The 25336-nt window shown below is 42.0% G+C and carries 30 protein-coding genes; 16 read left to right on the top strand and 14 right to left on the bottom strand.

The window, feature by feature from the left end; genetic code table 11:
* Positions 1-24: 24 nt before the first annotated feature.
* Positions 25-240 carry a hypothetical protein gene (locus tag NWF01_03975; protein ID MCW4024175.1) on the top strand — a complete coding sequence of 72 codons (216 nt, stop codon included), beginning with the start codon at positions 25-27 and terminating at the stop codon, positions 238-240.
* A 12-nt stretch (positions 241-252) separates the two neighbouring features.
* The gene (locus NWF01_03970) at positions 253-864 is read left to right on the top strand and encodes a DUF1616 domain-containing protein (GenBank protein MCW4024174.1); all 612 of its coding nucleotides are present in this window, start codon (positions 253-255) and stop codon (positions 862-864) included.
* Between the two features lie 3 nt (positions 865-867).
* On the opposite strand, the gene NWF01_03965 is transcribed toward NWF01_03970, so the two are convergent.
* Positions 868-1743 carry a methyltransferase domain-containing protein gene (locus NWF01_03965; protein ID MCW4024173.1) on the bottom strand — a complete coding sequence of 292 codons (876 nt, stop codon included), beginning with the start codon at positions 1741-1743 and terminating at the stop codon, positions 868-870.
* A gap of 146 nt (positions 1744-1889) precedes the next feature.
* On the opposite strand from NWF01_03965, the gene NWF01_03960 reads away from it, so the two are divergent.
* Both NWF01_03960 and NWF01_03955 read left to right on the top strand, forming a co-directional pair.
* Entirely contained in the window at positions 1890-2690 is an 801-nt protein-coding gene (locus NWF01_03960; GenBank protein ID MCW4024172.1) for a class I SAM-dependent methyltransferase, read from the top strand.
* Positions 2691-2930: 240 nt separating this feature from the next.
* Complete coding sequence (locus NWF01_03955; GenBank protein ID MCW4024171.1) at positions 2931-3806, top strand: radical SAM protein; 876 nt, start codon at positions 2931-2933, stop codon at positions 3804-3806.
* 158 nt (positions 3807-3964) lie between these two features.
* Here the strand turns inward: NWF01_03955 and NWF01_03950 are convergent, their stop codons facing one another.
* The 5 genes from NWF01_03950 to NWF01_03930 form a co-directional block, all read right to left on the bottom strand.
* The gene (locus NWF01_03950; protein ID MCW4024170.1) at positions 3965-4834 is read right to left on the bottom strand and encodes a hypothetical protein; all 870 of its coding nucleotides are present in this window, start codon (positions 4832-4834) and stop codon (positions 3965-3967) included.
* Between the two features lie 91 nt (positions 4835-4925).
* Positions 4926-5417 carry a hypothetical protein gene (locus tag NWF01_03945; GenBank protein ID MCW4024169.1) on the bottom strand — a complete coding sequence of 164 codons (492 nt, stop codon included), beginning with the start codon at positions 5415-5417 and terminating at the stop codon, positions 4926-4928.
* 33 nt (positions 5418-5450) lie between these two features.
* Positions 5451-7211 carry a type II secretion system F family protein gene (locus tag NWF01_03940; protein MCW4024168.1) on the bottom strand — a complete coding sequence of 587 codons (1761 nt, stop codon included), beginning with the start codon at positions 7209-7211 and terminating at the stop codon, positions 5451-5453.
* A gap of 6 nt (positions 7212-7217) precedes the next feature.
* Positions 7218-8930, bottom strand: coding sequence for a type II/IV secretion system ATPase subunit (locus NWF01_03935; GenBank protein MCW4024167.1), 1713 nt, complete (start codon positions 8928-8930; stop codon positions 7218-7220).
* Between the two features lie 64 nt (positions 8931-8994).
* Complete coding sequence (locus tag NWF01_03930; protein ID MCW4024166.1) at positions 8995-9453, bottom strand: DUF4352 domain-containing protein; 459 nt, start codon at positions 9451-9453, stop codon at positions 8995-8997.
* A 182-nt stretch (positions 9454-9635) separates the two neighbouring features.
* Here NWF01_03930 and NWF01_03925 point away from each other — a divergent pair, with 182 nt between their 5' ends.
* Positions 9636-9950 carry a hypothetical protein gene (locus NWF01_03925; GenBank protein MCW4024165.1) on the top strand — a complete coding sequence of 105 codons (315 nt, stop codon included), beginning with the start codon at positions 9636-9638 and terminating at the stop codon, positions 9948-9950.
* 38 nt (positions 9951-9988) lie between these two features.
* Here the strand turns inward: NWF01_03925 and NWF01_03920 are convergent, their stop codons facing one another.
* From NWF01_03920 to NWF01_03910, 3 genes are all read right to left on the bottom strand, one after another.
* Complete coding sequence (locus NWF01_03920) at positions 9989-11425, bottom strand: NAD(P)/FAD-dependent oxidoreductase (GenBank protein ID MCW4024164.1); 1437 nt, start codon at positions 11423-11425, stop codon at positions 9989-9991.
* 140 nt (positions 11426-11565) lie between these two features.
* The gene (locus NWF01_03915) at positions 11566-11997 is read right to left on the bottom strand and encodes a hypothetical protein (GenBank protein MCW4024163.1); all 432 of its coding nucleotides are present in this window, start codon (positions 11995-11997) and stop codon (positions 11566-11568) included.
* A 30-nt stretch (positions 11998-12027) separates the two neighbouring features.
* Positions 12028-12330 carry a winged helix-turn-helix domain-containing protein gene (locus NWF01_03910; protein ID MCW4024162.1) on the bottom strand — a complete coding sequence of 101 codons (303 nt, stop codon included), beginning with the start codon at positions 12328-12330 and terminating at the stop codon, positions 12028-12030.
* A gap of 192 nt (positions 12331-12522) precedes the next feature.
* Between NWF01_03910 and NWF01_03905 the strand changes: the two genes are divergently transcribed.
* The 4 genes from NWF01_03905 to NWF01_03890 all read left to right on the top strand — a co-directional run bounded on the left by NWF01_03905 (position 12523) and on the right by NWF01_03890 (position 16607).
* Positions 12523-13020, top strand: a complete 498-nt coding sequence (locus NWF01_03905) for a hypothetical protein (protein ID MCW4024161.1) — start codon at positions 12523-12525, stop codon at positions 13018-13020.
* Between the two features lie 308 nt (positions 13021-13328).
* The gene (locus NWF01_03900; protein ID MCW4024160.1) at positions 13329-14792 is read left to right on the top strand and encodes an FtsX-like permease family protein; all 1464 of its coding nucleotides are present in this window, start codon (positions 13329-13331) and stop codon (positions 14790-14792) included.
* Between the two features lie 4 nt (positions 14793-14796).
* Positions 14797-15498 (top strand): ABC transporter ATP-binding protein, encoded by a 702-nt coding sequence (locus NWF01_03895; protein MCW4024159.1) that lies wholly within the window; start codon positions 14797-14799, stop codon positions 15496-15498.
* A gap of 257 nt (positions 15499-15755) precedes the next feature.
* On the top strand, positions 15756-16607 hold the full coding sequence (locus tag NWF01_03890) for a geranylgeranylglycerol-phosphate geranylgeranyltransferase (GenBank protein ID MCW4024158.1): 852 nt from the start codon (positions 15756-15758) through the stop codon (positions 16605-16607).
* 8 nt (positions 16608-16615) lie between these two features.
* On the opposite strand, the gene pyrH is transcribed toward NWF01_03890, so the two are convergent.
* From pyrH to NWF01_03870, 4 genes are all read right to left on the bottom strand, one after another.
* Positions 16616-17290, bottom strand: coding sequence for a UMP kinase (gene pyrH, locus NWF01_03885; protein MCW4024157.1), 675 nt, complete (start codon positions 17288-17290; stop codon positions 16616-16618).
* 61 nt (positions 17291-17351) lie between these two features.
* Positions 17352-18167, bottom strand: coding sequence for an ABC transporter permease (locus NWF01_03880; GenBank protein ID MCW4024156.1), 816 nt, complete (start codon positions 18165-18167; stop codon positions 17352-17354).
* Positions 18164-19090 (bottom strand): ATP-binding cassette domain-containing protein, encoded by a 927-nt coding sequence (locus NWF01_03875; GenBank protein ID MCW4024155.1) that lies wholly within the window; start codon positions 19088-19090, stop codon positions 18164-18166. The genes NWF01_03880 and NWF01_03875 overlap by 4 nt, the downstream gene beginning before the upstream one ends.
* Before the next feature lie 37 nt (positions 19091-19127).
* Positions 19128-19364: a hypothetical protein gene (locus tag NWF01_03870; protein MCW4024154.1), complete on the bottom strand. Its 237-nt coding sequence runs from the start codon at positions 19362-19364 to the stop codon at positions 19128-19130.
* 119 nt (positions 19365-19483) lie between these two features.
* Here NWF01_03870 and NWF01_03865 point away from each other — a divergent pair, with 119 nt between their 5' ends.
* Positions 19484-20116 (top strand): hypothetical protein, encoded by a 633-nt coding sequence (locus NWF01_03865; protein ID MCW4024153.1) that lies wholly within the window; start codon positions 19484-19486, stop codon positions 20114-20116.
* A 171-nt stretch (positions 20117-20287) separates the two neighbouring features.
* Here NWF01_03865 and NWF01_03860 read toward each other — a convergent pair whose 3' ends face one another.
* The gene (locus NWF01_03860; GenBank protein ID MCW4024152.1) at positions 20288-20605 is read right to left on the bottom strand and encodes a zinc ribbon domain-containing protein; all 318 of its coding nucleotides are present in this window, start codon (positions 20603-20605) and stop codon (positions 20288-20290) included.
* 434 nt (positions 20606-21039) lie between these two features.
* Here NWF01_03860 and ndhC point away from each other — a divergent pair, with 434 nt between their 5' ends.
* Genes ndhC through NWF01_03830 form a run of 6 tightly spaced genes read left to right on the top strand, consistent with a single transcriptional unit; the run spans position 21040 to position 25335 of the window.
* Positions 21040-21369 (top strand): NADH-quinone oxidoreductase subunit A, encoded by a 330-nt coding sequence (gene ndhC, locus NWF01_03855; GenBank protein MCW4024151.1) that lies wholly within the window; start codon positions 21040-21042, stop codon positions 21367-21369.
* Positions 21369-21827 carry an NADH-quinone oxidoreductase subunit B family protein gene (locus NWF01_03850; GenBank protein ID MCW4024150.1) on the top strand — a complete coding sequence of 153 codons (459 nt, stop codon included), beginning with the start codon at positions 21369-21371 and terminating at the stop codon, positions 21825-21827. Before ndhC ends, NWF01_03850 begins: the two co-directional genes overlap by 1 nt.
* Positions 21828-23393 (top strand): NADH-quinone oxidoreductase subunit C, encoded by a 1566-nt coding sequence (locus NWF01_03845; GenBank protein MCW4024149.1) that lies wholly within the window; start codon positions 21828-21830, stop codon positions 23391-23393.
* A gap of 7 nt (positions 23394-23400) precedes the next feature.
* Positions 23401-24396, top strand: coding sequence for an NADH-quinone oxidoreductase subunit H (locus NWF01_03840; GenBank protein ID MCW4024148.1), 996 nt, complete (start codon positions 23401-23403; stop codon positions 24394-24396).
* Between the two features lie 4 nt (positions 24397-24400).
* Positions 24401-24865 carry a 4Fe-4S binding protein gene (locus NWF01_03835; GenBank protein ID MCW4024147.1) on the top strand — a complete coding sequence of 155 codons (465 nt, stop codon included), beginning with the start codon at positions 24401-24403 and terminating at the stop codon, positions 24863-24865.
* On the top strand, positions 24862-25335 hold the full coding sequence (locus NWF01_03830) for an NADH-quinone oxidoreductase subunit J (GenBank protein ID MCW4024146.1): 474 nt from the start codon (positions 24862-24864) through the stop codon (positions 25333-25335). The genes NWF01_03835 and NWF01_03830 overlap by 4 nt, the downstream gene beginning before the upstream one ends.
* Position 25336 lies beyond the last annotated feature (1 nt).

Here is a 25336-nt window from a genome sequence, read left to right as displayed (position 1 = left end):
TTAAAGTGAAGGAAACGGTCTGATATGCAGCTTCCACAGTTAACCTTTGAAAATATCGCCTTACTGCTGGCTTTAGCTGCTATTGCATTGCTGATTACTCTTGAATTGTTATCAAGCCGTTATAAGCAGGTAAATATTATTTTGGACAGGCGACGGTTACGGATTATTTCGATGGTTATTGCTGTTTTATTCTTGATTACCTTCTTAATTGTTGTAGTAAACTTAATCTTAGGAAGCTAAAACAACTTGAGTATGGCCGTCACAAATGATCAGACTAAGGCTCTCATAGCTCAAATAATAGCATCAGAGCAGCCTGAAAATGTTGAGCAGTTAGTCGACATTATGCAAACACGTTATTTCCTGTCAAAGGAGCAAGTAGCTGCAGCTTTGATTGAGTTGGAAGCGGATGAGACGGTCTCTTTTGTGAAAGGCAAGGCACAACGATTTTTTTCAATTAAAGACTACCTGCTTTCTAGGTGTGCTTTATGGTTTTGGTTCTCTATTGTTTTATCAACCGTGGCTGCACTGGTTTTTTTCCTTCCAGCTAACATTTTAGCGGTGGCTTATACCCGATATGTTTTAGGTTTAATTTTTTTGGCGTTCCTTCCTGGGTACGTTTTCATAAAGGCAATGTTTCCCGCAGACACAAAAATCCCCATAAAAATCACGTCAGAGAACAAAATTGAGCGTGTTGCTTTAAGTTTGGCTTCAAGTTTGTGTCTTGCGCCGTTGGTTGCTTTAGTTTTGAATTATTCCCCTTGGGGCATACGCTTAGAGTCATTAACTGTTTGTATGCTGTTTTTAACGTTGGCTTTTGCGTTTGTTGCTGGTTACCGTGAGTATCTTGCAGCTAAAGTTTCCTAACTGCTATTTTTCTGCGTAAATGTTGATGCTGTACGGTAAGTAGTTTTTAACTATTTTTTGAGGTACGTGTTTTAGCTGGTTGTAGTAGAAGCATATGAACCAGTGATTTTTTTTGTAACGTGGGTCAATATCCATTTCTATGGCTACTTTTTTGAATCCTGCCTCTTTGAAGTGCTGTTCCCATTCTTTGACGCTGTAATTGCGGTACGTTACCTTGTCCTGTCTTGCGGTTTTGCCTTGTAGTCCAAAGCGGCTCCCCCATATTGACCCTAAAAGGTGTGGGCTACAAAGTTCCCAGATGCCTATGTATTTGCCGTCTTCTTTTAAGACGCGAAAAATTTCTTTAATTGACTCTTCAGGTTTTGTTTGCTGTAGTACTGCGCTGCCTATGACGTAATCGAAGTATTGGTTTTCAAAAGGGATTTTTTCTATTTTAGAGGTTGCATAGCAATCTATTTTTGTGTTTAAGAATTGGCTTATTTTTTCGCCTATAAGCAAGGCATTGTATGAGATGTCGGTTGAAACCATTTTAACCTGTGGAAAATTAAGTTTAATTAATGAGCTAATCCAGCAGTATCCACTGCCTATCTCTAAAATGTTCCCTTTTAAGTCCAGTTTGGGCAGGATTTGTTCGTTAAAGTGGAGAATTGCGTCAGCTCTTCTCAGTAAAATAGTCAATGGTTTTGACTCAAACTTTTTCTTGTGATTTTCCCAATTGCTATCTGAGGAAATATCATGAGACGTTAACTCGGTGGGTAGTAGTTTTAAAACGTTGTTTTCTTTAACGAAGCTTTTACCGCAGGATTGACATTTTAACTGCTTAATTTTTCCCATGCAATCTGGGCATGAAAGATGATTATTTATATCATTTTCAATCAATTGGGTGCGCCTTAAGTGAGAATGATGTATCCCTTTTTATTTTTAAGCAATATTGCTTTGCGAATTTAGTTTTTAGGCGTCTAATCAACTTACCCATAACTTAATAAGTATTTCTAAATTATAAAAACCAACTTGGAAGAGCAAGCTTGAAAATAAAAAGTAAACGATTACTCAAAATTTTCATCAGAAAAGGCACCGCAAAAAATTATGCTCTCCCGCAAGAAGTGTGGCTTAAAAAATATGAAGCGCAATCGGCAGAATTTTTTAAACGCTTCAATAATTCGCTTGATTTTAAAAATAAAAGTGTGCTTGATTTTGGGTGTGGTTGGGGCGTAACCTGTTTTGAAATAGGTAAATACGCAAAGGATGTCACTGGGTTAGATATTAACGAAAAAGCGTTAATTCGAGCAAATGAAAAACTTAAAGAGGACCCCTCAGTTACAAATCTTGAATTTACAAGCAAAATGGCAAAAGACAAGCAATTTGATATTATAATATCAAAAGATTGCTTTGAACATTATTCAAATCCTGAACTAATTCTGGATGAAATGAAGAAACATTTGAAACCTGATGGGCAACTGGTGATTGGTTTTTCAGGGTTGTGGAATTCACCTATTGGTGGGCATTTAGGTAAATTTAGTTCTCTTCCTTGGCTGCATGTTATCTTTGATGAGGATTTATTGTTAGATGAGTTGCGAAGATATCACTCAAATAATAATATCAAAAGTTTTAACGACACAAACATTGGGGGCTTAAATCAGCTTTCTTTTAAAGGGTTTTTAAACCTAATTAAGGAAAGCGGACTAAAAATTGAGTACTTTAAAGTCAATGTGAGCACCAATTTAAAAGATAAAATATTGTTTTCAGTTTTCAACGTTATCAGAAAAATTCCCTTTTTAAGAGAGTATTTTTCTGTAAATGTCTACTGTGTTCTAAGACATCAATAATATTGACTTGATATTCTAATAATTAGTCGTGATTTTAGTGTATGTGGATAATTATTTAAGCAAGGTGGTGCAAATAAGACAAAAGACTTGTAAATGCCTCAAATCCTCAAACATGCTCAACAAAAAGTATTCAGCTTGGTCTGCAGATTTGTTCGTCCCTTAAAGCAGCAACCAAATGAAGTTCCAGCATTTACAGAAATGATGAAGGCTTGGGAAAAAACTGAAATATTAGCTTGGTTCATGACCGATTGGTGCAACTATAACTGTCCTTATTGCTTCCAAAGTGACCACTCAAGAAATCACAGAATAGCTAATGGAGTTGCACATTGTTTTGATAATGCTTCCCCGCAGAAATGGGTTGATGCTATTGAGCGCAATTTTAGGAACAAAATGTTGGAGCTTCATATTACTGGTGGGGAACCCATGCTTGATGCAGAGAATATGTCACTTTTTCTCCAGTTGATTTCAGATAAAAAATTCCTACGCAGCATTTTTATTACCACTAACTTTGCATGGAACCCAAAAAAATATGAAAAACTACAAAATAAAAGCAAAATTTACTTAATGGGTTCTTTTCACCCCTCGCAGATTTCCATAGACAAATTTTTCGAAAAAACACAGCAGCTCTCGAATTTAGGCTGGACAATAAGTTTTGTAAATTACATGATGACCCCCACACAAGCACCTCATTATTTAGCTGTAAAAAAGCGTTTTAGCCAAATTGGAATACCTTTAAACCCTGGGCCACTTGTGGGTGCAAAATTAGTTGATGATTATGTTGATGTGATGAAAGCTGATTTAGGTGAATTGGATTTTTACTATAAAACAGGTTGTTCGACAAAAGGAAAAATTTGTCTGTACCCTACTTTAGCTTATGAAATGGGTCCATCTGGCAATGTAACTGGAGGTTGTGCACCAATGCATAACGGCAATATATTCAAAAGTGATTCTTTACCTCAAAAACCCGTTTTACCCATAAAATGCCCATACAACTCGTGTTTATGCTTAAGTAAATATTCATTCATCAAGGGAATAAACCGAAATGTGCAGTTGAACACGGTGAAGCAGTACGGTAATGTTCTGCGAGAAAGATACAATTTACCCCTCATAGAATAAAACAACTCCCAAAAATAGTAACCCGCACTTGAGAAATTGCTGTCCTCTTTTTTAGCAATTGTTATTGATTGGGTGTATGCTCTTAGGGTCCGAATAGGAATGGTTGCGGCGAACTCGGCGGCTTGAAGCGCTGTTGATTAGGCTCCACTCTGTAGTGTTCAGGTGTTTGAGAATTTGAAGGTTACGAAGGGTATGTTTTGTCCGTAGGCTGCTCCTGAGCTGGTGTAACCGAAAAGCACCATGTTAAAGGGTAATATGTCATTTTCATAAGTGTCAACGCCAAAGTAGACCATTACTGGCTCATTATACATGAGTGTTTGAGTTGTGAAAGTTGTGCTGTAATGGTTTCCATTGACTGCTGCAATATTCATGCTGAACGCCACGTTATCATGCGGGTTTCCTGAGTGACTGTTTTTTGCAATGGCGTAAATGTATGTGTCGTTGGTGAGTGTTATTGGCTGCTGTTCGGGGTCTAAATTTGTTAGGACAGCGGCGATTAGCACATAATGGTTGCTTGGAATTGTGCATCCATATGTCGCCGTTGCTGGCAAGGCTGCACCGCTTAATGGTGGGTCAATTCCAAAATCGTAGTACTTGATTTGTCTCCAGTCAAGCTTAATGGAACCTGTCTCAGGTAGCTGTAATTCACTTATATCATCCTCTGCTTCTACTATAGGTATCAAGTTTCCTCGGGCAGTAACAAACCATGCTGCAATTTGTTCATCCGAAGGCTGAGCGCCATCTAAGTTCATGAGTATGTTGAAGTTTTTGCTTTCTCCTGGTTGAAGGCTGACTGAGATTGGTATTGAATTGTGTGTTTGAGAGTCAATGTCGTTTGCCCATAAACTTACGAGGTTTGTGGCTATGGGTCCTGAGTTGAAGATTTGACAGTAAATGTCAATGTTGTTTTGGGTGGGGATTAAGAGCATGTCTGAAACGGTTATGTCTTCTGATGTTCGGTCAGCGTTTAATTGTTGGGTTTGGCTTATGGTGTCTTGTAATCCCACATTTTGCTGTTGTGTGAACATGTAGACATTAAAAACTAGAAACAATAACACTAGAACCATAAAGATTGTGGCTATTATTCCTGAGTAGCCCTTTTTGTTTTTGAATAATTTTTTAAATTGAGAATGTAGCGTCAAAATTTCTCCCTCTTTCAGTTACAAGACGCATTGAGTAGTATCCCGGCGGCAACGGGGTATTCATGGTTACCGTAAAGTAGCCTTCTTGGCCAATGTCTAGACTGTTGCTGTCAATTCTTGAATTGTTGGCTGTAAATTTTAAGCCTGGGTCGTCAGGTAAATAGGTGATTGCTTGCCCTGAATTGTCCCAGATGTATATTCTGGCAACTGCTAAATCGTTGGATTGTCCACAATTAATCAAGTACACTGTTATTTTTTGCTCTGAATAGGTTATGTATTCAAAAGTCACCAGTTCTGATGTGGCGTTTCGGTTTCCTTCCATGGTTTGGCTGTATTGTTGATTGGCTATGTCACCCCATGAATAAGCCCAGTACAAAACTGAAATGCCTGCTGCAATAACCGCAGCCGTTATAATCAAAGTTGATAAAGCAACACTTACTGCCCGTTTATCTGAAAGCAGCTTTTTCAATTGTCTATTTCTTAAAAAAAGTTTTTTTCTCATTTAGAGTCCTCCTTTAAATGATGCTGTAAGGAAACCTGCCATAGGCATCATTATCAACGCCATTATCACCAAGATAGTGGCATGCTTAAAACCAGACGCTGTATCGCCGCTACTGATTTTTCCTGATACTAACCCGATAAAGAAACTTTGTAGCATTAATGGGGGTAAAATTATTGTGGCGATTTGAGCGCTTGGGATGGCTTGATGACCAAACGAGCCCAGTATTGTTCCGCTAAAGCCCAAGAAAATTATTGTTGAGAAAATTAGTATGCCTGCGCCGATGTATGGCATAAAAAGCAGGGGTCGTAGTGCTTGTTTTTTTTCTTTTTGTAGTGTGTTTATTTCTTCGCTGAAACGTGTCAGGGTTTCAAGGGTTTCAGGTGTTCCACCGCCTACTTCGATGGCATCCACCAGCAAGTAAATGTTGATTAAAGCAAGCCAAGAATGCATTTTTTCCTTGAAAGTTTTGTAAATAACGTTGAACGGTAATCCCCAGCGGATTTGCCGTGATGCAACCTCCAAGATAGGCGTAAATTGACCATAGTCTCGTCCTGAAAGGGTGGCCAAGCAGCTTTCTGGTGAAGCGCCTGTCTTGCGGGTTTCGGTTAAATCACGCATAAAAACTGAAACATTATGTTCAACTCCTTTTCCTTTGCTTGCATACACGTAATTGGCTATTGCTGCTGGGGCACAGCTGGCAAGTAAAGCTATCCCTAAACCAATGGCTGCTTCGTAACCTGTCGGTAAACCTGTGGTACCCACCAATGCTGTTATAACATTCATGAATGGTTGTGCAAAAGGTAATGTTAATGATTGGAAAGCAAACGGTACAAACATTGTGAAAGCCAAAAAAACCGTCAAGGGTAAGAATGCAAAGAATACCTTGTATGTTCGCCAATCGTTCATTGGTGGGTTCATCTGCTGGGAATCTGACAGATAGATGAAAAGTAGCGAGATTATCGGGATTATTAAGTAGCCAAAAATCAGAAAGGTTGACGCTGAGATGTTTCCTTGCCAAAACTGCTGCAGAGACAGTGAGGTCATAAACATTATGGTTAGCATCAGTGTCATTAGAATGCTGATTGTTATGTACGATTCAATAAGGACACCCGCGCGTTCCCCAAACGATTTCACTTTTATGGCTAAATTTTTGAAGAGATTTTCAGTTTTAATCAACAGGTAATGGACAACGTCTCCGCCTGTGCGTTGAGTGGATGTGTAGCCAAGCATTAAATCCTTGTAGTCTTTAGATGGTAGGTGTCGTGCGGATTTTTCCATTGCAGAAACTGGGTCAATGCCTTTTATTTGCACGTCAATTTCTATGTCATTTATGGCTTTGGACATGTTTGGCAGTAAATCGCATTTTTTTAGGCGTTTTAGGCTAGCGTAAGGTGAAAGTCCACCTGTTGCCATAACACTCACATATGTGCCTGCAAAAGGTACTTCCAAATCCAGTTTTTGTGCCTTATCTGTAGCCATGATACTTGGAATCATGTAGCCTAAAAGCAGAACCAAAAATGGTGCAGGTAACAGAAAAATTAAGCCAGTTACCACTATAATTGGGGTGCTTATTATCGTTGCTAAAAGGAAAAGAAAGCCGACCATTGCATAGTATGCTGGCGGATAAATTTTTAGTCCGCTGTCAGCCAATGATTGTTCAAGTTTTGCGTGTTTACTTGAGTATAATCGGCTTAGAGCGTTGCCTAAAAAGTTAAAGTGACGGTAACTAAAGCTTAAAAGAGAAAAATTTTGTTTCGCCATTTTATATCACTTAATCAATTCTACCTCAACAGGTATCAATGGAATCATTTCAGCATCCGACGCTGGCGATTCTTTGTTTGAACGGTGTGCTGTTACCCGTTTTGCCAGTTCAGTGTTATTCTTTATCCCATTTTCTTTCATTTTATGAAGGAATTTGGCGCGAGCAGCAATTTCCTTGAGTAAGTCTTGCTTGGTTACTCCTTGTCTAACTGCTATTTTTTGCAGGATAACGCTGTTTTGAAGATTTACGTTAAAAACGTCTTTTGTTGGATTCCATTGGCTTATGGTGTTGTATTTTTCGAATTCTTCAACCTCTGCAATGCTTGTTATGCGTCTTCCAAATGAGGCTCCACTGGCTGATTTTGTTGGAAGTTGTTGGCGTTCGACCAGTGCAGTTACATTGATTAGCGGCATGTATGTTTCTGCAACGTTCATGGGTGGGCTGGTTAAGCGTTTAATGGCGTAGTCGATGCTGTCAGCGTGTAGGGTGGTTAATCCTCCGTGGCCTGTGGCGAGTGCTTGGAATAGGACGAATGCTTCTTCTCCGCGGATTTCGCCAACTACGATGTAGTCTGGTCTGTATCTTAGTGCTGTTTTAACTAGGTGGAAAAGTGCGACTTCGCCTGTTTTTATTGTTCCTAACCCGTAGCTTTCTCTGCTGACGAGTTGAACCCAGTTTTCATGGGGCAGGTTTAGTTCAGGAATCTCTTCGACTGTAACAATTTTCATAGACGGCTTAACAAGGCTGGCGACCGCGTTTAGTGTGCTTGTTTTTCCTGCGCCTGTGCCGCCTATAACCGCAAGGGTCATGCGGTTTTCTATCAGTAGCCAGAAATAAGCTGCGATTTCTTCGTTTATTGTTCCCAGTTCTATTAGGTCAATTATGCTGAAGGGTTCTTCACGGAAACGACGGATGCTAAACGAGCCGCCTTTAGGTGAGACTTCCCGTTTAAACGTTGCCGCTAAGCGGTCCTTGCCTGGTAGCATGGCGTCAAGTAATGGAAAAGCAGTGGAGATGTGTTTATTTGCCATGTGTGTGAGCTTTACGATTAAATTGTCAAGCGCGACTTCATCTGTGAACACAAGGTTTGTTGGGATGCTTTCGTATTTGCGGTGCCACACATAAACTGGTAGGTCTACTCCATTAACGGATATGTCCTCGATTTGCGGATCCTTCATGATGACGTCGATGTCGCCAAAACCGATGAGGTTACGGTACAGGTAATGTTGAATTTTTGACCAAGATTCACTGGATATTTTCTTATTTAGACCATATTTTGTTGCTAACCTGAGCGCTTCTTGGGCAACATGGCTCTTGGCGTCAACCATGTTTTTTGGAGGTTCAAGCTCCTTGCTTATCATTTCATTAAGTGTGAACAAAAACGCTTTCTCTTCATCAGAAAGCCTGATTTCATCAATAAAGTATGCTTTGCCTCCACCCAGTTCAGGTAAAGAGGCAATGGTGATTTTTGAGAAAGCCTCCTCAACAGGGTAAACTTCAACCGTCTGAGCAGTTTGTGGCAGTTCTTTAAAAATTGCTGTCGCCTTGATACTTAACGGCTGTTTTTTGTTTTTCTTTAAGAATAAACCACTTGTCTTTGTTTTTGTGGACTTAACTGTTACATTTTCGCTTTTAGCATATAATTTGTGGGTTAGGCTTCTTGTTTTGTGAGCTGTAATTCTTCCGTTTTTCTTAGTTAAACTTTTTTTAGAATTCATTTTACTTTCTCCAAAAAATGGCTTAAAAAAATAACAAAAAAGAGATTAGGTCAACAGTAACTCCTTATGGGATCATCACTGTTGTTGGGTAACTGTTTCCTGCAGCAGTCATGACATCAACTTGAATACTCATTCCTGATGCCCAAGGTTCTGCATATCCTGCAGTGATTGTAATGGTAGAGTTTTGGCCTGGATTCACTAGCATGCTGTCTGGGTCAAAGGTTACTGTTGGTTCTGTTGTGTAAGTGGTGTATGGTTGTCCATTGAGGAAAATGTTATTGATTGTCGCGGTTGCAGTTCCTGTGTTTTTAACATTAAGCATTATGCTCCATGTTGAATCCTCGTTGGCAACTGGATATGCGTATGTGTATTGCATTTTTTCGAATTTGGTGAATGAGCCTCCGATGCCTAGTGCCCAGTAAGCTACTGAGATTGCCATTACAATTGAAATTGCTACAAGAATGATTGTGGCGATGACTGGACTAACTGCCTTTATGCTCCTAAAAAAATTCTTTCGTTTCATTCATTTCACCTCCAAAAAACCGCCTTCTCCTATGATGGAATACCGTGATTCCTCTTGATTGATTAAAAATCAGGTAAATTAACTATTGGACAACTGTTATATTAGTGTGTGGCAGACAGGTGACAACTGTTTTGTTAAACATGCGCTTGAAGGGCTGGCGAGCAAGCGTCAGGTGAAAACTTTTGACAATTGTCAAATTTGTTATTGATTGGGTGCAACAGCAAACCAATATATTCTCAAACAAGCCTGTAATCAATCAAGTGCCAGCAAACCCTTCAAATGTCTGGAGTGCTAAACTTTTGCCCACTTTCCAAACTATTTGGAAAATAATAAAAATCTTTCTTATAATTCAAATTATAAACGCAATTATGGACTACTACGTTTGGTTAGTCTACGGCTTTCTCGTACCCAGCTGGACTTTAGCTACACTAAGCGTAACCTACGTAACCCTGATAGTTGCATTAAAAAAAGCTCAACAAAAAGAAACAACCTCCTAACGCCAAAAGGGGGGCTGCACAAGCACACAAAAAATGGGTTACTGACTTGTTTTTTCTTTAGCATACGCTCTTAGAGCTCGCATGGGGATTGTTGCGGCAAATTCAGCAGCTTGAAGCGCTGTTGATATGCCCCACTCAATAAAGCCAACAGGGTCGTGGGCGGTGTCTTGAGCTACTTTTAGCGTTGTCTGAGTGAATTTTACCGCGTCTTTTGGCAGACTGGCGGGGTCTTTGATTATTTTTTGTTTTGTAGATGCTACTGCGGATTCTATTGTGCTGATTACGAATTTGGCATTTAACCCGTCAGTTGCGGGAGTTATGCCTGAGAGTATGCCGCCTGTGAGCTTTGCATATTCTGGATCCGTTTTGGCACGTGAGAGCATAACCTCAAAGGTTGCCAGCCAAAGCGGGTTAAGATTGCGGTTTCGCGTAAGCTGAATCAGAAGTGATGAGAGTTTAAAGCCAAAATCCAGTTCGTCACGGACTTTTTTTGCGTACTCAAACAGGGCAGTTCGGTTGTAATCTTCTGTTTCTTTGCATTTTAGGGCTGTTTGAGCTGCCCATTTTCCGCTTAGTAGAGCATACTGGATTCCTTCTCCATTTAGGGGGTTTACCAGTCCTGCGGCTTCTCCAACAAGCATTACCCTTTCACTCGTGATTTCTCTGTGTGGGTTATAAACGTTAATAGGCCAGCTTTGGATTGGTCCTTTGAGTTTGGCATCGGCAAGACGCTGCTTTACGCCTTCATCTTGATGAATAAGCTGATCTAAGAGTTCTTTTGGATTGTCTTCTTTTGGCATTGTTTCAAGCACCACGCCTATCCCAACATTTGCTTGGTTTTGTCCTGTGGGGAAAAGCCAGCAGTAACCGGGGAAGTTTTTGCTTGAAAAATGCATGTCTGCACGGTCAAAGGGGCCTTTTACGTCTTCAAAGTAGCCTCGCAAGCCAATGATGCGGTTTGTTTGAGGGGGCAAATTTCCGTGCATTATGCGTGAAATTAATGAGTTGCTGCCGTCTGCTCCGATTAGGAGTCGAGAGTGGAATATGTGGTTTACTCCTTCTTTATCTTGTGCTATAACGCGCACTTGATTGTTTTCAACCACAAAATCCGTTACTAAAACATTTTCTAAGACGGTTACGCCTGCTTTTTTTGCTGCATCCAATATCCAGTTGTCTAATGTTTTTCTTGGAATTACTCTTCCAGGCTGCGAAAGCTCTGCTAGAAGAGGCATTGTAGCTGAGGCAAGTTCTTTTCCGTCAACAAAAACAGAGGCAGAGTTTATCACGTTTGTATCTTGAAACTCTGGCAGCTGGGTTATGCCCATTTTTTCCAGTTCAGCAATGGCGATTTGGCTGACGAAATCTCCGCAGACTTTGTCTCTGGGAAAGGTTTGGCGGTCAATTAAAATCACGCTTTTTCCAGCTTTAGCAAGGTAGTATGCTGCTGTTGCGCCTGCTGGTCCACCGCCAACAATTAAAAAGTCGCTGATGTGGTCGCTTTCAAAGATTTTTTGGATGTCGCTTATGTCCGGTCCCTTCTCCTTTGTTTGGCAATTGCTTATTTTGGTGGGTATTAAAGCTATTTCCTAAATGGGAAATGATGCTTTAGTTTGTTTTAGTATTTTATGCTTAGGTAGAGCAGTGCTGAGAGCGCCATGAGTTCAAAGATGCCTGGCAAAAACACGAAGGGACCTAGTCCTGATGGTTGAAACCTGAACATGCCTATTACTAGTGGGTTGGCTGTGATGTCTTTTATTAGGAATGCTCCTGCAAAGATTACTAATCCTACGGTGAATGGGGAGCGTGTTTTTCTGTAGATGCTTACAAAGTTTAGGACTAGTATGACCAGTAGGACTATGTTGATTGTTGAGATTACTGCATAGGTTAGATAGAAAACTTCCAAGTCGCCTGCGACAAGTTCTGAGCGGTGGTCTCCTGGACCTGGAAACTGAGGTGGTTGCAGGGTTGTTAATGCCCAAACCGCTGATAAAACAGCTGCAAACGCGATTACTGAAACAATTAGCCCGATTTTTACTCGATTGTCCATTAGTTTTCCCTCTTGTTTATGCTCCTTTTTTTACTTTTTCCCTATTTTCTTACTAATCTCCTCAAACAAGTCATAATTGGTCTCCATTGTTTGTGATAGAAAATATGTTGCACCGTACCTGTCACCAACTGACGTGATTATCTTGTTTTTTTCCAGAACCTGCAGGTGGTGCCTCATGGTTTTGTAATCCATTTCCAGAGTTGTTGCAAGCTGGTTTGCGTTTTGCGGGGTTTCTTTTAGGATTTCTATTATTTTTGCACGAGTGGGTCCTCCGCGTGTGCCCGCTATCAACCATCCGAGTACGTATTTTAGCGAGTGCGCGTTTGTTGGCATTTCTGAGTGGCTCCGTGCATGAAGAGATTTCTTTGTCACCATTAGTCTGGTTTTAGTAATAAAGTGTTATCCCAAAACATAGGCTTAGACTGCTTTAAGGTGGAATTTGGCATCAATTTGGGTGTAATGTTGAAAAATCCCTTAATAAGAAATTGGCTTTTGAGGTTTTGGTTAAGATGGAGGTGAAAAAGTTTGAACATGAAAAGCAAGGCTCTTTTGATTCTTTCCTTAATGGCGATTGCAACCGTTGCAACTTCCATGGTTTTCGCTCTTGATTCCACAACACAAACAGACGACACAACAACTACACCCTCTGGTATGCCTGATTTTGCTCCAGCAATGATGGATAACAGCACAATGGGTATGCGCATGGGACCTGGCTGCCATGGGCAGGGAGGACCTGGACAGATGGAGGTAAGCGATGAATACACTGCAAAAGCAACCGACATAGCCAGTAGCGACTCAGAAGTTATTGCATTGTTAGACCAAGGATACAACATTACCGCTGTGCACCCAATTATAACCACGGTAGTTGACGCAGATGGAAACGTGACTTTGAAGGCGACAGCAGCAGATGTAGTGCTTCAGGGCACGGAGGGCAGAGTTCTGGTGACAGTTAACATCGCTGAGGGAACGGTGACAAACATAACCACTCTACCTGCCCCACCAGCACAGGTAAGTCAGCCTTAATCTAATTTTTTTTGGAAGATTTTTATGATTGGGGCAAGATTTGGGTAAAACCATTAATTAGCTGGCGTGAAGGTTTTGTTAAGCAGTCAAAGAGAGGTTTGATTTCACTCCTAAAGTGCCCCTTTCAGCCTCTCAGAGATTGCCAAATTTTATTTTTTTTAATTTTTTATTTTTGTTTCTGTTTTTTGTTCTCCAAATTTGGGGGAGATTTGGGTATAATTTAGAAAATTGCTTTAATAATTATATATTGACCTTCGTGTGAGTGGCTGATGGACGATTAGCTGCTTAAAATGAAGGTGAAAAAAATAATGGGAATAACAAGTAGGGCAATAAGAAATATTTCACGAAGAAAAATTCGAGCATTACTAGTAATCATCGCGTTAGGCTTTTCGATGGCCATTTTAGTGTCAATTCCTGCGGGTGTGTTAGCCAATCAGGAGGCTGCAAGTAGCCTCGCGGAAAACCTAAGCGGCACCATCAACGTATCTGACCAAACAATCAATCAAACCTTAACTCAGATTGATTGCAGTCTTTCTTCAGGTTTTTCTGGTTTTGGTTTTAGCGCCCCAAACGTTACTATTACTGACCCAGGTGAACCTTTTGGTCCAGGTGGTGGCGGCGCGACGCCTTCAACCAGCGTTTTTGACCCTAACCAGTTTGGTGGAGGAACTGCTCCTGGTCAGTTTGGCGGGGGCTCTTTTAGCGGCGGGCAGGTTAGTCCAATGAATCAGACTTTATACACGGATCTTGAGGACATTAGTGGTGTTGATGCTGTTGCTTACATTTTGCAGGCTACTGAGGGTGAAAATGTTACCACTGAGTTAATGGGTCGAAATTTTACTCAAATTGTGCCTGATTACGTGATTGAGGGTGTATCTTTAACCTCTGAGGCTATAGACCATTATACTGAGTTATCAAGCAATATCACTGCTGGACGAAGCCTTTTGGCTGGTGAAACTGGTGTGGTGGTGCTTAGCGAAAACAACTCCGTTTACTTTAACGCTGGTGTAGGTGATGAAATCTCGATTTTGGACTATAACTTCACTGTAGTTGGGATTCATGGTACAACAAGTAATGAAGACCTCCAACTGCTATACATGAGCCTAGAAGATGCACAGACAATAACCAATAACACTGGCTACATAACAAGCATTTCAGTTTTTGCACAAGACAGCTCCATGGTAACCAACATTGCCAACGAGATAAGCTCTCTACATTCAGAATTAACCGTCACTACCGCGCAGCAGCGTATGTCCCAGTTAACAGCTATGCAGGAAATGTACACCACCGCCTTAGAAAGCGCTGAAGCATCAATTAGCCAGACCCAAACAGTTGCGTTTGAAGAAATCCTTGTAGTTGTCGCAGCAACCAGCCTAATTGTGCTGTTTGTAATGCTCTACACCGTAAAGGAGCGAACCAAAGAAATCGGCACACTCAAAGCAATCGGCTTTAGCAACTATACAGTCATGGGACAGTTCATGCTTGAAGGCATAATGCTCAGCGCCATCGCAGGCGTTGTCGGTGTTGTAATAGGCGTTTTTGCCGCACCCGTCCTATCCTCACTGCTGCTCCCAAGCATTAACACAATAGCCGCCAACGCGGGCAGGTCTTTTATGGCAAATGCCGCAGTTTCCACAACTTCAGTTACTGTGGAAGTTAGCCTTGTGTTGTTAGCGTTTGGCGCAGCGTTGCTACTGGGAACTTTGGGCAGTTTGTATCCTGCGTGGCGTGCTGCTAGAATTAGACCTGCGGAGGCGATGAGATATGAGTAAAACAGTGCTGCAAATAGAAAACCTAACCAAAACCTACATGCTGGGCAAACGCAAAGTTGATGCCCTAGCAGACCTCAACCTAACCGTGGCAGAAGGCGATTTTGTTTCCATCATGGGACCCTCGGGTTCAGGAAAAACCACCTTGCTAAATGTGATTGGGTGCATCGACAAGCCAACCAGCGGCACCGTACTCCTAGACGGCATCGACGTCGGCAAAATGGCTGAGAACAAACTCTACAAAATTCGCCGCGACAAAATGGGGTTTGTGTTCCAAACCTTCAACTTGCTCCCCTACCTAAACGCCAGAGAAAACGTGGAGTTACCTATGGAGGGCAAAATAAAATCCAAAGAAGAACGCCGCGCACGCGCAAACAAGTTGCTATCGATGGTGGGGCTTTCAGGAAGAGAAAACCATCGACCCAACCGCCTCAGCGCGGGAGAGCAGCAAAGAGTCGCCATCGCCCGAGCCTTAGCCAACAACCCCGCATTTATCCTTGCAGATGAACCCACAGGAAACTTGGATTCAAAAAACAAGCAGGAAATCGTCAAGCTACTGGCAAGCCTCAACAGAAGCCAAGGAACCACCATCATCACCGTCACGCATGATAGCCCCGTAGCAGCGCACACGCAACGCATGCTCTTGCTCAAGGATGGAAAAATAATTAAAGAAAAAGAAGGCTTGTACGCAAAGAAAACGTCGCCATAACCAAAATTTTTCCTTTTTTTCTTTTGTTGGTGACTTTCTATTTGGAGCCTATTAGTCAAGGTATGCAGAAATGATAGGAAGAGGTCAAGGCTCTATTTGGTTCCTATTAGAAATTCATTGCAGAACCTATAGAGGGGAGAGTCACTAATCGTGTTTTTAACCAATTAAATGTTAAAAAATCATCATCAAAGGCCGGATGTGGCTGCAATTTTTATAGGCAACCTCACCCAATATGGACAGCAACGGCAGGAACAATCATGAGCAAACTCGGCGGCTTCATTCAACTTATGCGTCCAATCAACTGCATAATGATGGGGTTCGCCGTGCTGGTGGGCGCGGTTCTTGCCACAGGACAATTCACCTGCTTAAACTGGCTTAGTGTAATTTTCGGGTTCATAACTGGATTCACGTTTTGCGCTGCCGCCATGGTCATTAACGATTACTATGACCGAAAAATCGACCTAATCAACGAGCCCCAACGCCCAATTCCCAGCGGCTTGATAAAGCCTAACGAGGCATTGGCGTTTATGGTGGTTCTGATTGTTGTAGGGTTTGTTTTTGCCTTCAAAGTCAGCATCGCATGCATGATAGTAGCCGCCATCTCACTGGTACTCACAGCATCCTACCTGACAGTGGGCAAAAAAAGCGGGTTACCCGGCAACTTTCTGGTCAGCGCATGTGTTGCGATTCCTTTCATTTACGGCAGTTTTGTCAGCCTCAACTATGTCCCGCTTAATGTTTGGCTGTTTGCGTCCATGGCATTCCTCTCCAACACAGGCAGAGAAATAACCAAAGGCATCGTAGACACTAAAGGTGACCGTGCAGAAGGCGTGAAAACCTTGGCGGTGCGGTTTGGGGAACGCGCGGCAGCAGTGGTTGCAGTTGTGTTTTACCTCTCAGCAGTGGCTTTGACGCCGGTGACGTGGGTTTTGGGGATTGTGGGCGTCTGGTTCATCCCATTTGTGCTGGTTACAGACATCGGTCTGATTGCATGTTCAGTAATTCTGCTTCTTGACCACTCGCGGGAGAAAGCGCGGAAAATCAAAAAAATCGTGCTGTTCCTGTTCTTGTTTGGGTTGCTGGCATACATCTTTGGCGTAATAAAATAAGCAAAAATTTAGTTTATGACTGTGCCGACTGCCTCGCCCTTTATTGCCCGCTGAATATTCTCTGGGTCAAAACCGTTAACTACGACCAGTTTGAGATTGCTACGTTTTAAAACTTCAATGGCTTTGGTGTCGATGATTTGGTGAATGCCTGCTGTGTGCGTGTTTTCCTCAAACACTTTGCCTAACTCGTCAATTGGGATTTTATCAAGTTTTACCGCGTCAGGATGCTTTCGGGGGTCTTTATCGTAAACGCCCTCTTGGTCAGTGCCCTTAACCACAAGCTCCGCACCTATACGCTCAGCAACCAAAGCCGCAACCGCGTCCGTCGTGTGTCCCGGTTTTAAGCCTCCCATAACCACAACTTTGCCCTCAGCCAAACACGCCGCCGCCTCATCCAGCGACACCGCAACCTTGCTGCATCCCGCATCGCCCAGTTTTTTTAGGAAAAGCTGAGCATACAGCCTTGAGCAGGAAATCGCAACTTCATCCTGAGCGTTCATTTCTAAGCCCAAGTTTTTAGCTATGCCGATAAATTCACGTGCCAACGCGCCGCCGCCCAATATCACGACGATTTCGTGCCCTTCTGCGTGGACTTTTTTGATTAATTCGGCGTATTTTGCCATGAGCTCTGTGTTTACTGGTGAAGCTACGACGGAGCCGCCTATTCGCACAACTAACCGCATACTTGAGTCCTCTTCACTGGCTACATTAGCGTTTGCAGTTAAAAACCTTCATAAAACTTGGTTAGTTTCGCAGTCGCCGCTTCATCAAGTTAATGCTTAAGATGAAAAAGAACACGGTTGCCACCGCAACCCAACACACACTAATTAGCACTATAAGTTGCGGGTTTAAACCCAAAATCGGTTCAACTCCACCATTGATTAAGCCTCGGGAAATGTTAACCAGTTGGTTCAAGGGTAAAATTGCGATGGCTCCTGCTTGTGCTGCAATTGGTAGGGCTGTGAGGGGGAAGAATGTGCCGCTGATAAAGGTCATGGGTGTAAGAAACAAGAACGAGGGATAATTGAAGAAGTCAATATTTGGCGCAATTGCTGTAAAGCACATGGCGATAGCTGAGAACATTAACCCACCAACAAACGCGACCACGGGAACCAGCAAAAACAGTGGGCTGGTCACTAACCCAAACGCTGCAATAACCGCCAGTACAATTGTTGCATTAATTGTGGCTCTTGTTGCACCCCAAAGCAGCTCACCTGCCACAACTTCCTCAAGACTAACAGGCGTTGCCACAATAGCATCAAAGGTTTTCTGAAAATACATGCGCACAAACGAGGCAAAAGTACACTCAAAAAAGCTGCCATTCATGATAGCGATTGCGACAAGGGCAGGTGCAAGAAAGTTGATGTAGGGTTGCCCATTGATTTGGGGGATGAAGCCACCAAGACCAAACCCGAATGCTATAAGGTAAATTATGGGTTCAAAAAGGCTGGGCAAAAAGTTGACTTTTATGGTTTTGAGAAAAACATCTATGTTTCTGCGCCAAACCTTCCACACACGATACGTCAGTTTAGGAATCGTGAATGCTGCTGGTTTGCTCATTCTCCCCTCAAGCCTCTGCCAGTTAATTTAAGAAAAACATCTTCCAAGTTTGCGTTGCGGATCGTTACGTTTTGCATCGGGTGCTTTTTGAGAAAGTTTTCAAAGACTCCCCGGGGCTGGTCTGTGAAGATTTGTATGCGGTCTCCGAGTCGTTCAAGGTGCATGTTTGGGAAGGTTTTTTTGAGTTCTTTCTCGTTTTTCTCGTCATAATCCACTTCGAGAACTTCTTGCCCGACAAACTTTTTGATTAAACCCGCTGGGGTGCCTTCTTCAATGATTCTGCCTTTATCGACTACTAAGATGCGGTCGCATAGTACTTGGGCTTCATCCATGTAATGGGTAGTTAAAATTATTGTGACGCCCTGTTTTTTTAAGTGGCGGATTTTATCCCAAACCAGATGCCGCGCCTGCGGGTCAAGCCCCGTTGTGGGTTCATCTAAAAGCAGAATCTGCGGGTGATTGATAAGCGCTCGTGCAATTATTAGGCGACGTTTCATACCTGTAGAAAGCGCCATTATGGGCACCTGCATTTTTTCTTGTAGTTGAAAAAATTTTAGTTGTTCTTCTGCCCGTTTTTTTGCTTCTTCTTTTGGTATGTCAAAGTATCGGGCGTAAACAATCAGGTTTTGTATTACTGAAAAATCAGGGTCCAAGTTATCCTCTTGCGGAGCTACACCAATGATGCATTTTATTTCCCTGCTTTGCGTGTTAACATCCAGTCCCGCCATGGTTAATTTGCCAGATGTGGGCGAGAGAAAGCAGTACATCATTCGCACTATCGTGGTTTTTCCTGCACCATTTGGTCCCAAAAAGCCTATGCATTCGCCTTTGTAGATTTCAAAATCTATGTGGTCAACTGCTAAGAAGTCATCATATTTTTTGGTTAGTTTTTCTGCTGTAATCAGAACCTGTGGTGCACTCATGCTTGGTCAACTGTAAAAATAATTATTTTTATGCTTTTTAGAATTTGCCTGCAAGGTATTGGCAGTAACCATAACTTATGGGTCCATGATTAGTGAGCTCGCATGGAAACTCTTCACACTCAAAACAGAACCGTCTACCCTTTGTGAATGCGCAATTGCAGATTTTGCACATTTTGTTCTCTCTGGGAACACAGCCTGCCGTGCCATTTGGGCAAGTTCCTTTCTGCATTTTTGGGCATTTCTCGCAAGCTATTCCACATACACCAATACGCATAACTTATACCTCCATTCTTTACATAATTACCCTGTATTTAACATCACTTGAATCGTGGAAATAGTTGATATATATTCTATTGTGAAAGATTTTAAATTTTCAACTCACTTACCAAATCCATGCAACAAATAAAAAATAAATTCGATACACTTTTTTTAAGCGGTTCAATTTTTGTTATACTTTTTGGTTGTTTAACTGCATTTATACCTCCTCTGGCTTACACCGTAATTAATGTTACTTCCTTTACACAGATTCATACAGAAATTGTTTATCCAGAGTTTCAATTTAGTTTTTACGAAGCTTCTCTAAAATTTTTAATTTGCACAATTGGCGGATTTATCGGCTTGTTTTCTTTTTTTAAAAAGAAAAGGACTTACCTGCAATTATCATCTGTTGTCATAACAACTATCGGTTTACTTTTCCCGATAATCCTTATGAGTGCTGCTTTCGAAAATAAATTTTTCAGCATACCTTGGGTTGGCTTTTTTATGGTTCTTTTGGGTCTTTCTTTAATGTTTTCAAGTTTAGTGATCCAAAAATATGGTAGATACAATAGTCTTTTGCTTATTGTTCCTCTGTTATTTGGACTCTACGCTATTTACCCACTTTTTATTTTAATTAATTTCTTGCCAGTGTGGGTATTTGGGCAAAATGGTCTCGTTTATTACCTAATATTTGGTGTTATTTTTTTCTGCCATTTATTTTTAATTTGGGGCTCAATCAAAACAACTTATGGGGTGTCTAAATTATGATGGAATGATTGTTATCCTGTTTTTTTGAATCTGGGCATTATTTGAGGTTTTGTACTGATTGCTGAAACCGGCAAGTGGCAAAATTGTAACAAAAAAGCCTGCCAAAAGCATCTTTAAACCCAGTTCCGGTTAGTAGCCAAAAGAAATTTGGGTCCTGTTTGTTTTTTAGATTTATTCTCCTTGTTTAGCGCCACATTTAGAACAGTAAACTGAGTTTGGAGGTATGCTGGCTTGGCAGCTTACACATTGAATTGGCTGTTGTGATTTTTGCACGTTTTCTTTTGCTTTCTGGAAAGCGTTATGTGCTTCTTTGGCGACAACAAGAAAAGCTTTTTCCATTTCAACACCCACCCGTGTGAATGCCTCCCGCAGTTCATCTGCTGGTGTTGGAACATTTGCTTCTACGCCTTTTTGGGTTTTAACGCCACATTTAGCGCAGAAATATGCGTCATCGGGCAGTTTTTCTCCACATTTAGTGCAATAAGCCAATTTAATCACTACCAGTCTAGCAGCAAACTGGAAATTTAAATGTTGCCCGCAGACCTCTTGGACAAAAAGCAAGCTTACATGGGTAAGAATGCGGATTTTTTCAAGTTAAGGCAGTTTTTTCGTTTAATTTTAAGGCAATTTTTCAATATTTTTTGGTTAATCCTTAAATGTGTGTTGCATTATTCTGTGTGCTTGAGTTTGGGGTATTATGGGGGAAAATGGCAAGTTAGAAAAAACTATAATTAACCCTGCTTTTAGAGGCTGGGTGATGCCAGTTAGCATCCTCGATAATACTTTCAAAGCATACGTTTGGGCGGACTCTGTGGCAATACTCTTAAATATTTTCAAGAGAAAGCAATCCGTCATTATGAATCATTCCAGACAAGGCTTTGAGGGCGCCTTAATGGTTAAAGTTCAGGGGAGAGGGTCTCTACATGCTTGAGGAAATGTTAGTAGCTTTCATCTTAATTTTCATGTCCACCGTGGCAATTTATTCCTTAGGAAGAAGAGCAGCACCAAAAACAACCATCAGCGAAAACGCTCAAGCATCCTATGCTTGCGGCGAAGACGCTAATTTCTTGGGACTAAAAATCAACGTATCACTCTACAAGTACCTGATTTACTTTGTAATTTTTGACTCAGCCGTATTAGTCCTCGCATTCGCCTCATTTGCAATTGCTGCAGTTAATCCGATTCTTCTCATCTTATACCTTGGTATACTGCTTGCCGCAGGAGTAGTTTTAGTGGAAGGAGGAAAAGACTAATGCCAGGAACATTAACTTGGGCACGCGTAAAATCACCATGGGTACTTCACTTCAACAGCGGTGCCTGCAACGGTTGCGACATAGAAATCGTTGCCCTGCTAACGCCTAAATATGATGTTGAACGCTTCGGAGTAAAACTTGAACCCTCACCACGCCACGCCGACGTGCTCCTAGTAACCGGAGGAGTAACCCAGCAATGTGCAGAACGGCTTAAACGAGTTTACGATCAGATGCCACAGCCTAAATTCGTAGTAGCCATTGGTGCATGTGCATGTAGCGGTGGCGTTTTTTCGGGTTGCTACAATGTTGCCGGCGGAGTAGACAAGGTTATTCCAGTTACAGCCTACATTCCTGGATGCCCACCGCGTCCAGAAGCAATCTTAGATGGAGTAGTGAAGTTGCTTAACGCACTAAATCCGCCCAAACAGAAAAAATCAAAAGAGGAGGCAAAAAAGTAAATGCCAAATAAAATAGACACAGTAAAAGCAATCGAATCTAAACTTGATGGAAAAGTCCAGATTTATCCGGGACAACTTGGAACCGCCGCAGTGGTGGCAGACAACGGCTTGCACCGTGATGTTTTCCAAGCAATGATGGACGTAGATGAAAAAGTCGGCATAACCTCCATAACAGGCATGGACCTTGGCGAAAAACTTGGTATATACTACCACGTGCATGCCACAAACGATTTCTTAACAATAAAATCGCATGTTCCAAAAGCTACCCCACAAATTCAATCTTTAGTTGACCTTCACCCTGGTGCAGCTTTCCATGAACTGGAAGTCTCAGACCTATTCGGTGTAGTTTTCAAGGGAAATGAACTTACAGGACACTTTATCCTATCCGACCAGTGGCCTGAAGGTATGTATCCACTACGTAAAGATTTCAACGTAAGCGACGTTAAACTCAGACCTTCTCCACCAGAAAAACCACCAACAGACAGCAAAATCGTAAAAATCATCATCGGACCACAACACCCCGCACTGCTAGAACCAGAAAAATTCGACATTTTGGTGGAAGGCGAAAAAGTAACAAAAGTTGAACCCCGCATCGGCTATGTGCACAGAGGCATCGAAAAAGCAGCAGAATCACGCACTTACCTGCAGGACGTTTACCTTGTAGAACGCGTCTGCGGAATCTGCAATGCATGCCACGCTTGCGCCTTTGTTGAAACAGTAGAAAAAATTCTACAATTTGAAGTTCCAAAAAGAGCCCAATACCTGCGAGTTATCGCGTTGGAACTTAACAGACTTCACAGTCACCTTCTAACTTTAGGTCACGCCTGCCTCGAAATCGGCTACGAAACCTTATTCCAGTACTTCTGGAGAGACCGCGAACCAATCATGGATTTGATTGAATTAACCAGTGGAAACCGTGTTTACTCCTCACTGATGGTTGTTGGCGGTGTACGACGTGACATAAGAGACAGTGATGTTCCCAAAATCAGAACTGTCTTGGAAGATTTCCGCGGTAAAATGCCCTTTTACCGTAAACTTTACGGTGATGAGCCAACACTACGAGCAAGAATGGCTAAAGTGGGCATACTTAGCCGTGAAGATGCTATAAATCTGGCTACCGTTGGTCCAGTAGCGCGTGGTTCAAACTATGATATTGACGTCCGCAAAGACGAGCCATACGAAGTGTACGGTGAAATTCCATTCAAAGAAATCGTCTATGATACCTGCGATACATGGGCAAGAATGAACGTGCGTCTTGACGAAGTTGAAGAAAGCATAAACATCATAGAGTACTGCCTTGATAACATGCCTAAAGGACCCTTCAGACTTGACGCACCAAGAAATGTGCCTGTGGGTGAAGCTGTAAACCGTATTGAAGCCCCAAGAGGCGAATTATTCTATTACGTTAGAGGCAATGGTACTGCTATTCCCGACCGCGTAAAAATCCGCACTCCAACATTTGCTAACATTCCAGCATTCCTTAAATCAGCAATCGGTGAGAACATAGCTGACGTGCCACCGAACTTTGTTAGCTTAGATCCATGTTTCTCATGCACAGACAGGTGATATGACAATGATTGACATAGAATTAATCTTTAGAATACTGGTATTCCCAGGCTTCACATTTATACTATTCTTAACCCTCTTCTGTGACTGGATAGAAAGAAAACTTGAAGCACGCATGCAAAACCGTGTCGGTCCCCTAGTTGCAGGTCCAGCAGGGCTTTTCCAGCCATTGGCAGACTTTATCAAACTGCTAACTAAAGAAGACATTGAACCACGTGACGCCAAAAAATTCCTGTTCAAATTCTCACCCTTAGCGGCATTTGCTGTTATGATGTTTGCGATGTGCTTTTTGCCAATTGATGGCTCAAGCGTTCTAGGCGCCGGCTTTACAGGTGATTTAGTTGTTATCTTAGCGTTTGCAACTATAGCAAACTTTTTGATGTTCCTTTCAGGCTGGGCCTCTGCAAATCCCTATGGTACAATTAGCTCAGCAAGAGTGCTCACTCAATTCATGGGCTATGATATCCCACTGTTCATACTTGCGTTATCTCCAGCCTTTTTGGCAGGAAGTCTAAGTGTCTTTGAGATTGTTAATAGCCAAGCGGTTATTCCATTCATAATTCTTGCTCCCTTAGCCTTCATATTATTCATAATCACTTTGCAGGCGGAACTTGAAAAAGACCCCTTCGATGTTCCAGACGCAGAAAGCGAACTGGTCGGCGGATTAGAAACAGAGTTTACAGGTGCAAAACTTGCATTCCTTCACTTGACACGCGATGTACAAGTCGTGTTTGGCTCAGCCTTGGTGGTTGTGTTATTCCTTGGCGGTTCCAATGGTCCAGTGTTCTTTGGATTGCCTGCATTCTGGTACAGCCTCTGGTTTGTGCTAAAACTGCTTATAGTGGTCGTCATTACCGAGTATATCACGGTATTGTTTGCACGCTTCCGCATTGATCAAGTGGTTTCAGCTAACTGGAAAATTATCCTGCCACTTGCAATTATCTCTTTGATATTGACTGTGGCTTTAGCAGTTTGGGTTTACCCCTTATTAGCGGTGGTGTAGCAAAATGAGTGACAAAAGCGACAAAAAAACCAAGAAACGTTCCATATTTTCTCCAATGTGGAAACGTACAGTATCACACGTATTCACTAAGCCAGCAACTACAAAGTATCCATTTGAGAAACCAAAGCTTCCTGATGACATGCGCGGTCAAATCATCTATGAAATCAAAGACTGCAACTGCATCGATTTAGGCAGTGGCAAAGACTTCCGATTAGATGTTAAATCAATTGTGGGTTCTAGTTGTCACGTGTGTGAACGTGATTGCCCCGCTCAGGCAATAGAAATCGTCGAGGTTGAACCCGGTAAAAAACGCCCTCAAATCAACCTTAACCAATGTATTTTCTGTCATCAATGTGTGGAAAGTTGCCCAAGAGACGCAATCAAGAGTTCAGTGCTCTATGAGCTTGCCACCACAAACAAGGCAGCGTTAATTATGAAACCAAGCTATGAGGAGGACAAAAAACAATGATAATCGATGCAACCATCCTAATTGAATTATTCGCAGTTGGCTTACTAGTATCTGCGGTTTTAGCTCTGTTCCTTGACGAAGTAATCTACTCCGTAACGGCACTAGCAGGAACCTTTTTGTTTATAGCACTAATTTACGCCCTTTCTGGCGCACTGTTTGCTGGAATTTTCCAGTTTGCTGTGGGCGTTGGAACTCTTGCAATCTTGTTCTTATCAGGAGAAATGCTTGGTGATAAACCCAAAAAGAAAACTCCGCCCCTACGCATAGCCGCCCTATTTGTTGGTGGAGTAATGTTATCTTTGCCTGCATTGTTCCTTTCAGTTTCAGGCGTTTCATCAGCTGAATCAAACCTTGACTTTGGTCAAGCGTTATGGGATTTACGTGGTATAGACGTGGTTTTGCAGGCGCTGGTTATCTTAACGGTAGCGCTTGGTATAGCAATCGTTTTGTATGAATGGAGGCGCAAGTAAG

The organism is Candidatus Bathyarchaeota archaeon (genome assembly GCA_026014585.1).
In the GTDB taxonomy this organism is placed as follows: domain Archaea; phylum Thermoproteota; class Bathyarchaeia; order Bathyarchaeales; family Bathycorpusculaceae; genus Bathycorpusculum.
The sequence above is the reverse complement of the archived record's forward strand: the minus strand, read 5'-3'. Positions and strand labels throughout refer to the sequence as shown.

Bases quoted from the DNA above. Each gene is read 5' to 3' on its own strand.
- NWF01_03975 (MCW4024175.1), top strand. From the start codon at position 25: ATGCAGCTTCCACAGTTAACCTTTGAAAATATCGCCTTACTGCTGGCT.
- NWF01_03970 (MCW4024174.1), top strand. From the start codon at position 253: ATGGCCGTCACAAATGATCAGACTAAGGCTCTCATAGCTCAAATAATA.
- NWF01_03955 (MCW4024171.1), top strand. From the start codon at position 2,931: ATGACCGATTGGTGCAACTATAACTGTCCTTATTGCTTCCAAAGTGAC.
- NWF01_03950 (MCW4024170.1), bottom strand. From the start codon at position 4,834: ATGTTCACACAACAGCAAAATGTGGGATTACAAGACACCATAAGCCAA.
- NWF01_03940 (MCW4024168.1), bottom strand. From the start codon at position 7,211: ATGGCGAAACAAAATTTTTCTCTTTTAAGCTTTAGTTACCGTCACTTT.
- NWF01_03935 (MCW4024167.1), bottom strand. From the start codon at position 8,930: ATGAATTCTAAAAAAAGTTTAACTAAGAAAAACGGAAGAATTACAGCT.
- NWF01_03930 (MCW4024166.1), bottom strand. From the start codon at position 9,453: ATGAAACGAAAGAATTTTTTTAGGAGCATAAAGGCAGTTAGTCCAGTC.
- NWF01_03915 (MCW4024163.1), bottom strand. From the start codon at position 11,997: ATGGACAATCGAGTAAAAATCGGGCTAATTGTTTCAGTAATCGCGTTT.
- NWF01_03910 (MCW4024162.1), bottom strand. From the start codon at position 12,330: ATGCCAACAAACGCGCACTCGCTAAAATACGTACTCGGATGGTTGATA.
- NWF01_03900 (MCW4024160.1), top strand. From the start codon at position 13,329: ATGGGAATAACAAGTAGGGCAATAAGAAATATTTCACGAAGAAAAATT.
- NWF01_03890 (MCW4024158.1), top strand. From the start codon at position 15,756: ATGAGCAAACTCGGCGGCTTCATTCAACTTATGCGTCCAATCAACTGC.
- pyrH (MCW4024157.1), bottom strand. From the start codon at position 17,290: ATGCGGTTAGTTGTGCGAATAGGCGGCTCCGTCGTAGCTTCACCAGTA.
- NWF01_03880 (MCW4024156.1), bottom strand. From the start codon at position 18,167: ATGAGCAAACCAGCAGCATTCACGATTCCTAAACTGACGTATCGTGTG.
- NWF01_03875 (MCW4024155.1), bottom strand. From the start codon at position 19,090: ATGAGTGCACCACAGGTTCTGATTACAGCAGAAAAACTAACCAAAAAA.
- NWF01_03870 (MCW4024154.1), bottom strand. From the start codon at position 19,364: ATGCGTATTGGTGTATGTGGAATAGCTTGCGAGAAATGCCCAAAAATG.
- NWF01_03865 (MCW4024153.1), top strand. From the start codon at position 19,484: ATGCAACAAATAAAAAATAAATTCGATACACTTTTTTTAAGCGGTTCA.
- ndhC (MCW4024151.1), top strand. From the start codon at position 21,040: ATGCTTGAGGAAATGTTAGTAGCTTTCATCTTAATTTTCATGTCCACC.
- NWF01_03850 (MCW4024150.1), top strand. From the start codon at position 21,369: ATGCCAGGAACATTAACTTGGGCACGCGTAAAATCACCATGGGTACTT.
- NWF01_03845 (MCW4024149.1), top strand. From the start codon at position 21,828: ATGCCAAATAAAATAGACACAGTAAAAGCAATCGAATCTAAACTTGAT.
- NWF01_03840 (MCW4024148.1), top strand. From the start codon at position 23,401: ATGATTGACATAGAATTAATCTTTAGAATACTGGTATTCCCAGGCTTC.
- NWF01_03835 (MCW4024147.1), top strand. From the start codon at position 24,401: ATGAGTGACAAAAGCGACAAAAAAACCAAGAAACGTTCCATATTTTCT.
- NWF01_03830 (MCW4024146.1), top strand. From the start codon at position 24,862: ATGATAATCGATGCAACCATCCTAATTGAATTATTCGCAGTTGGCTTA.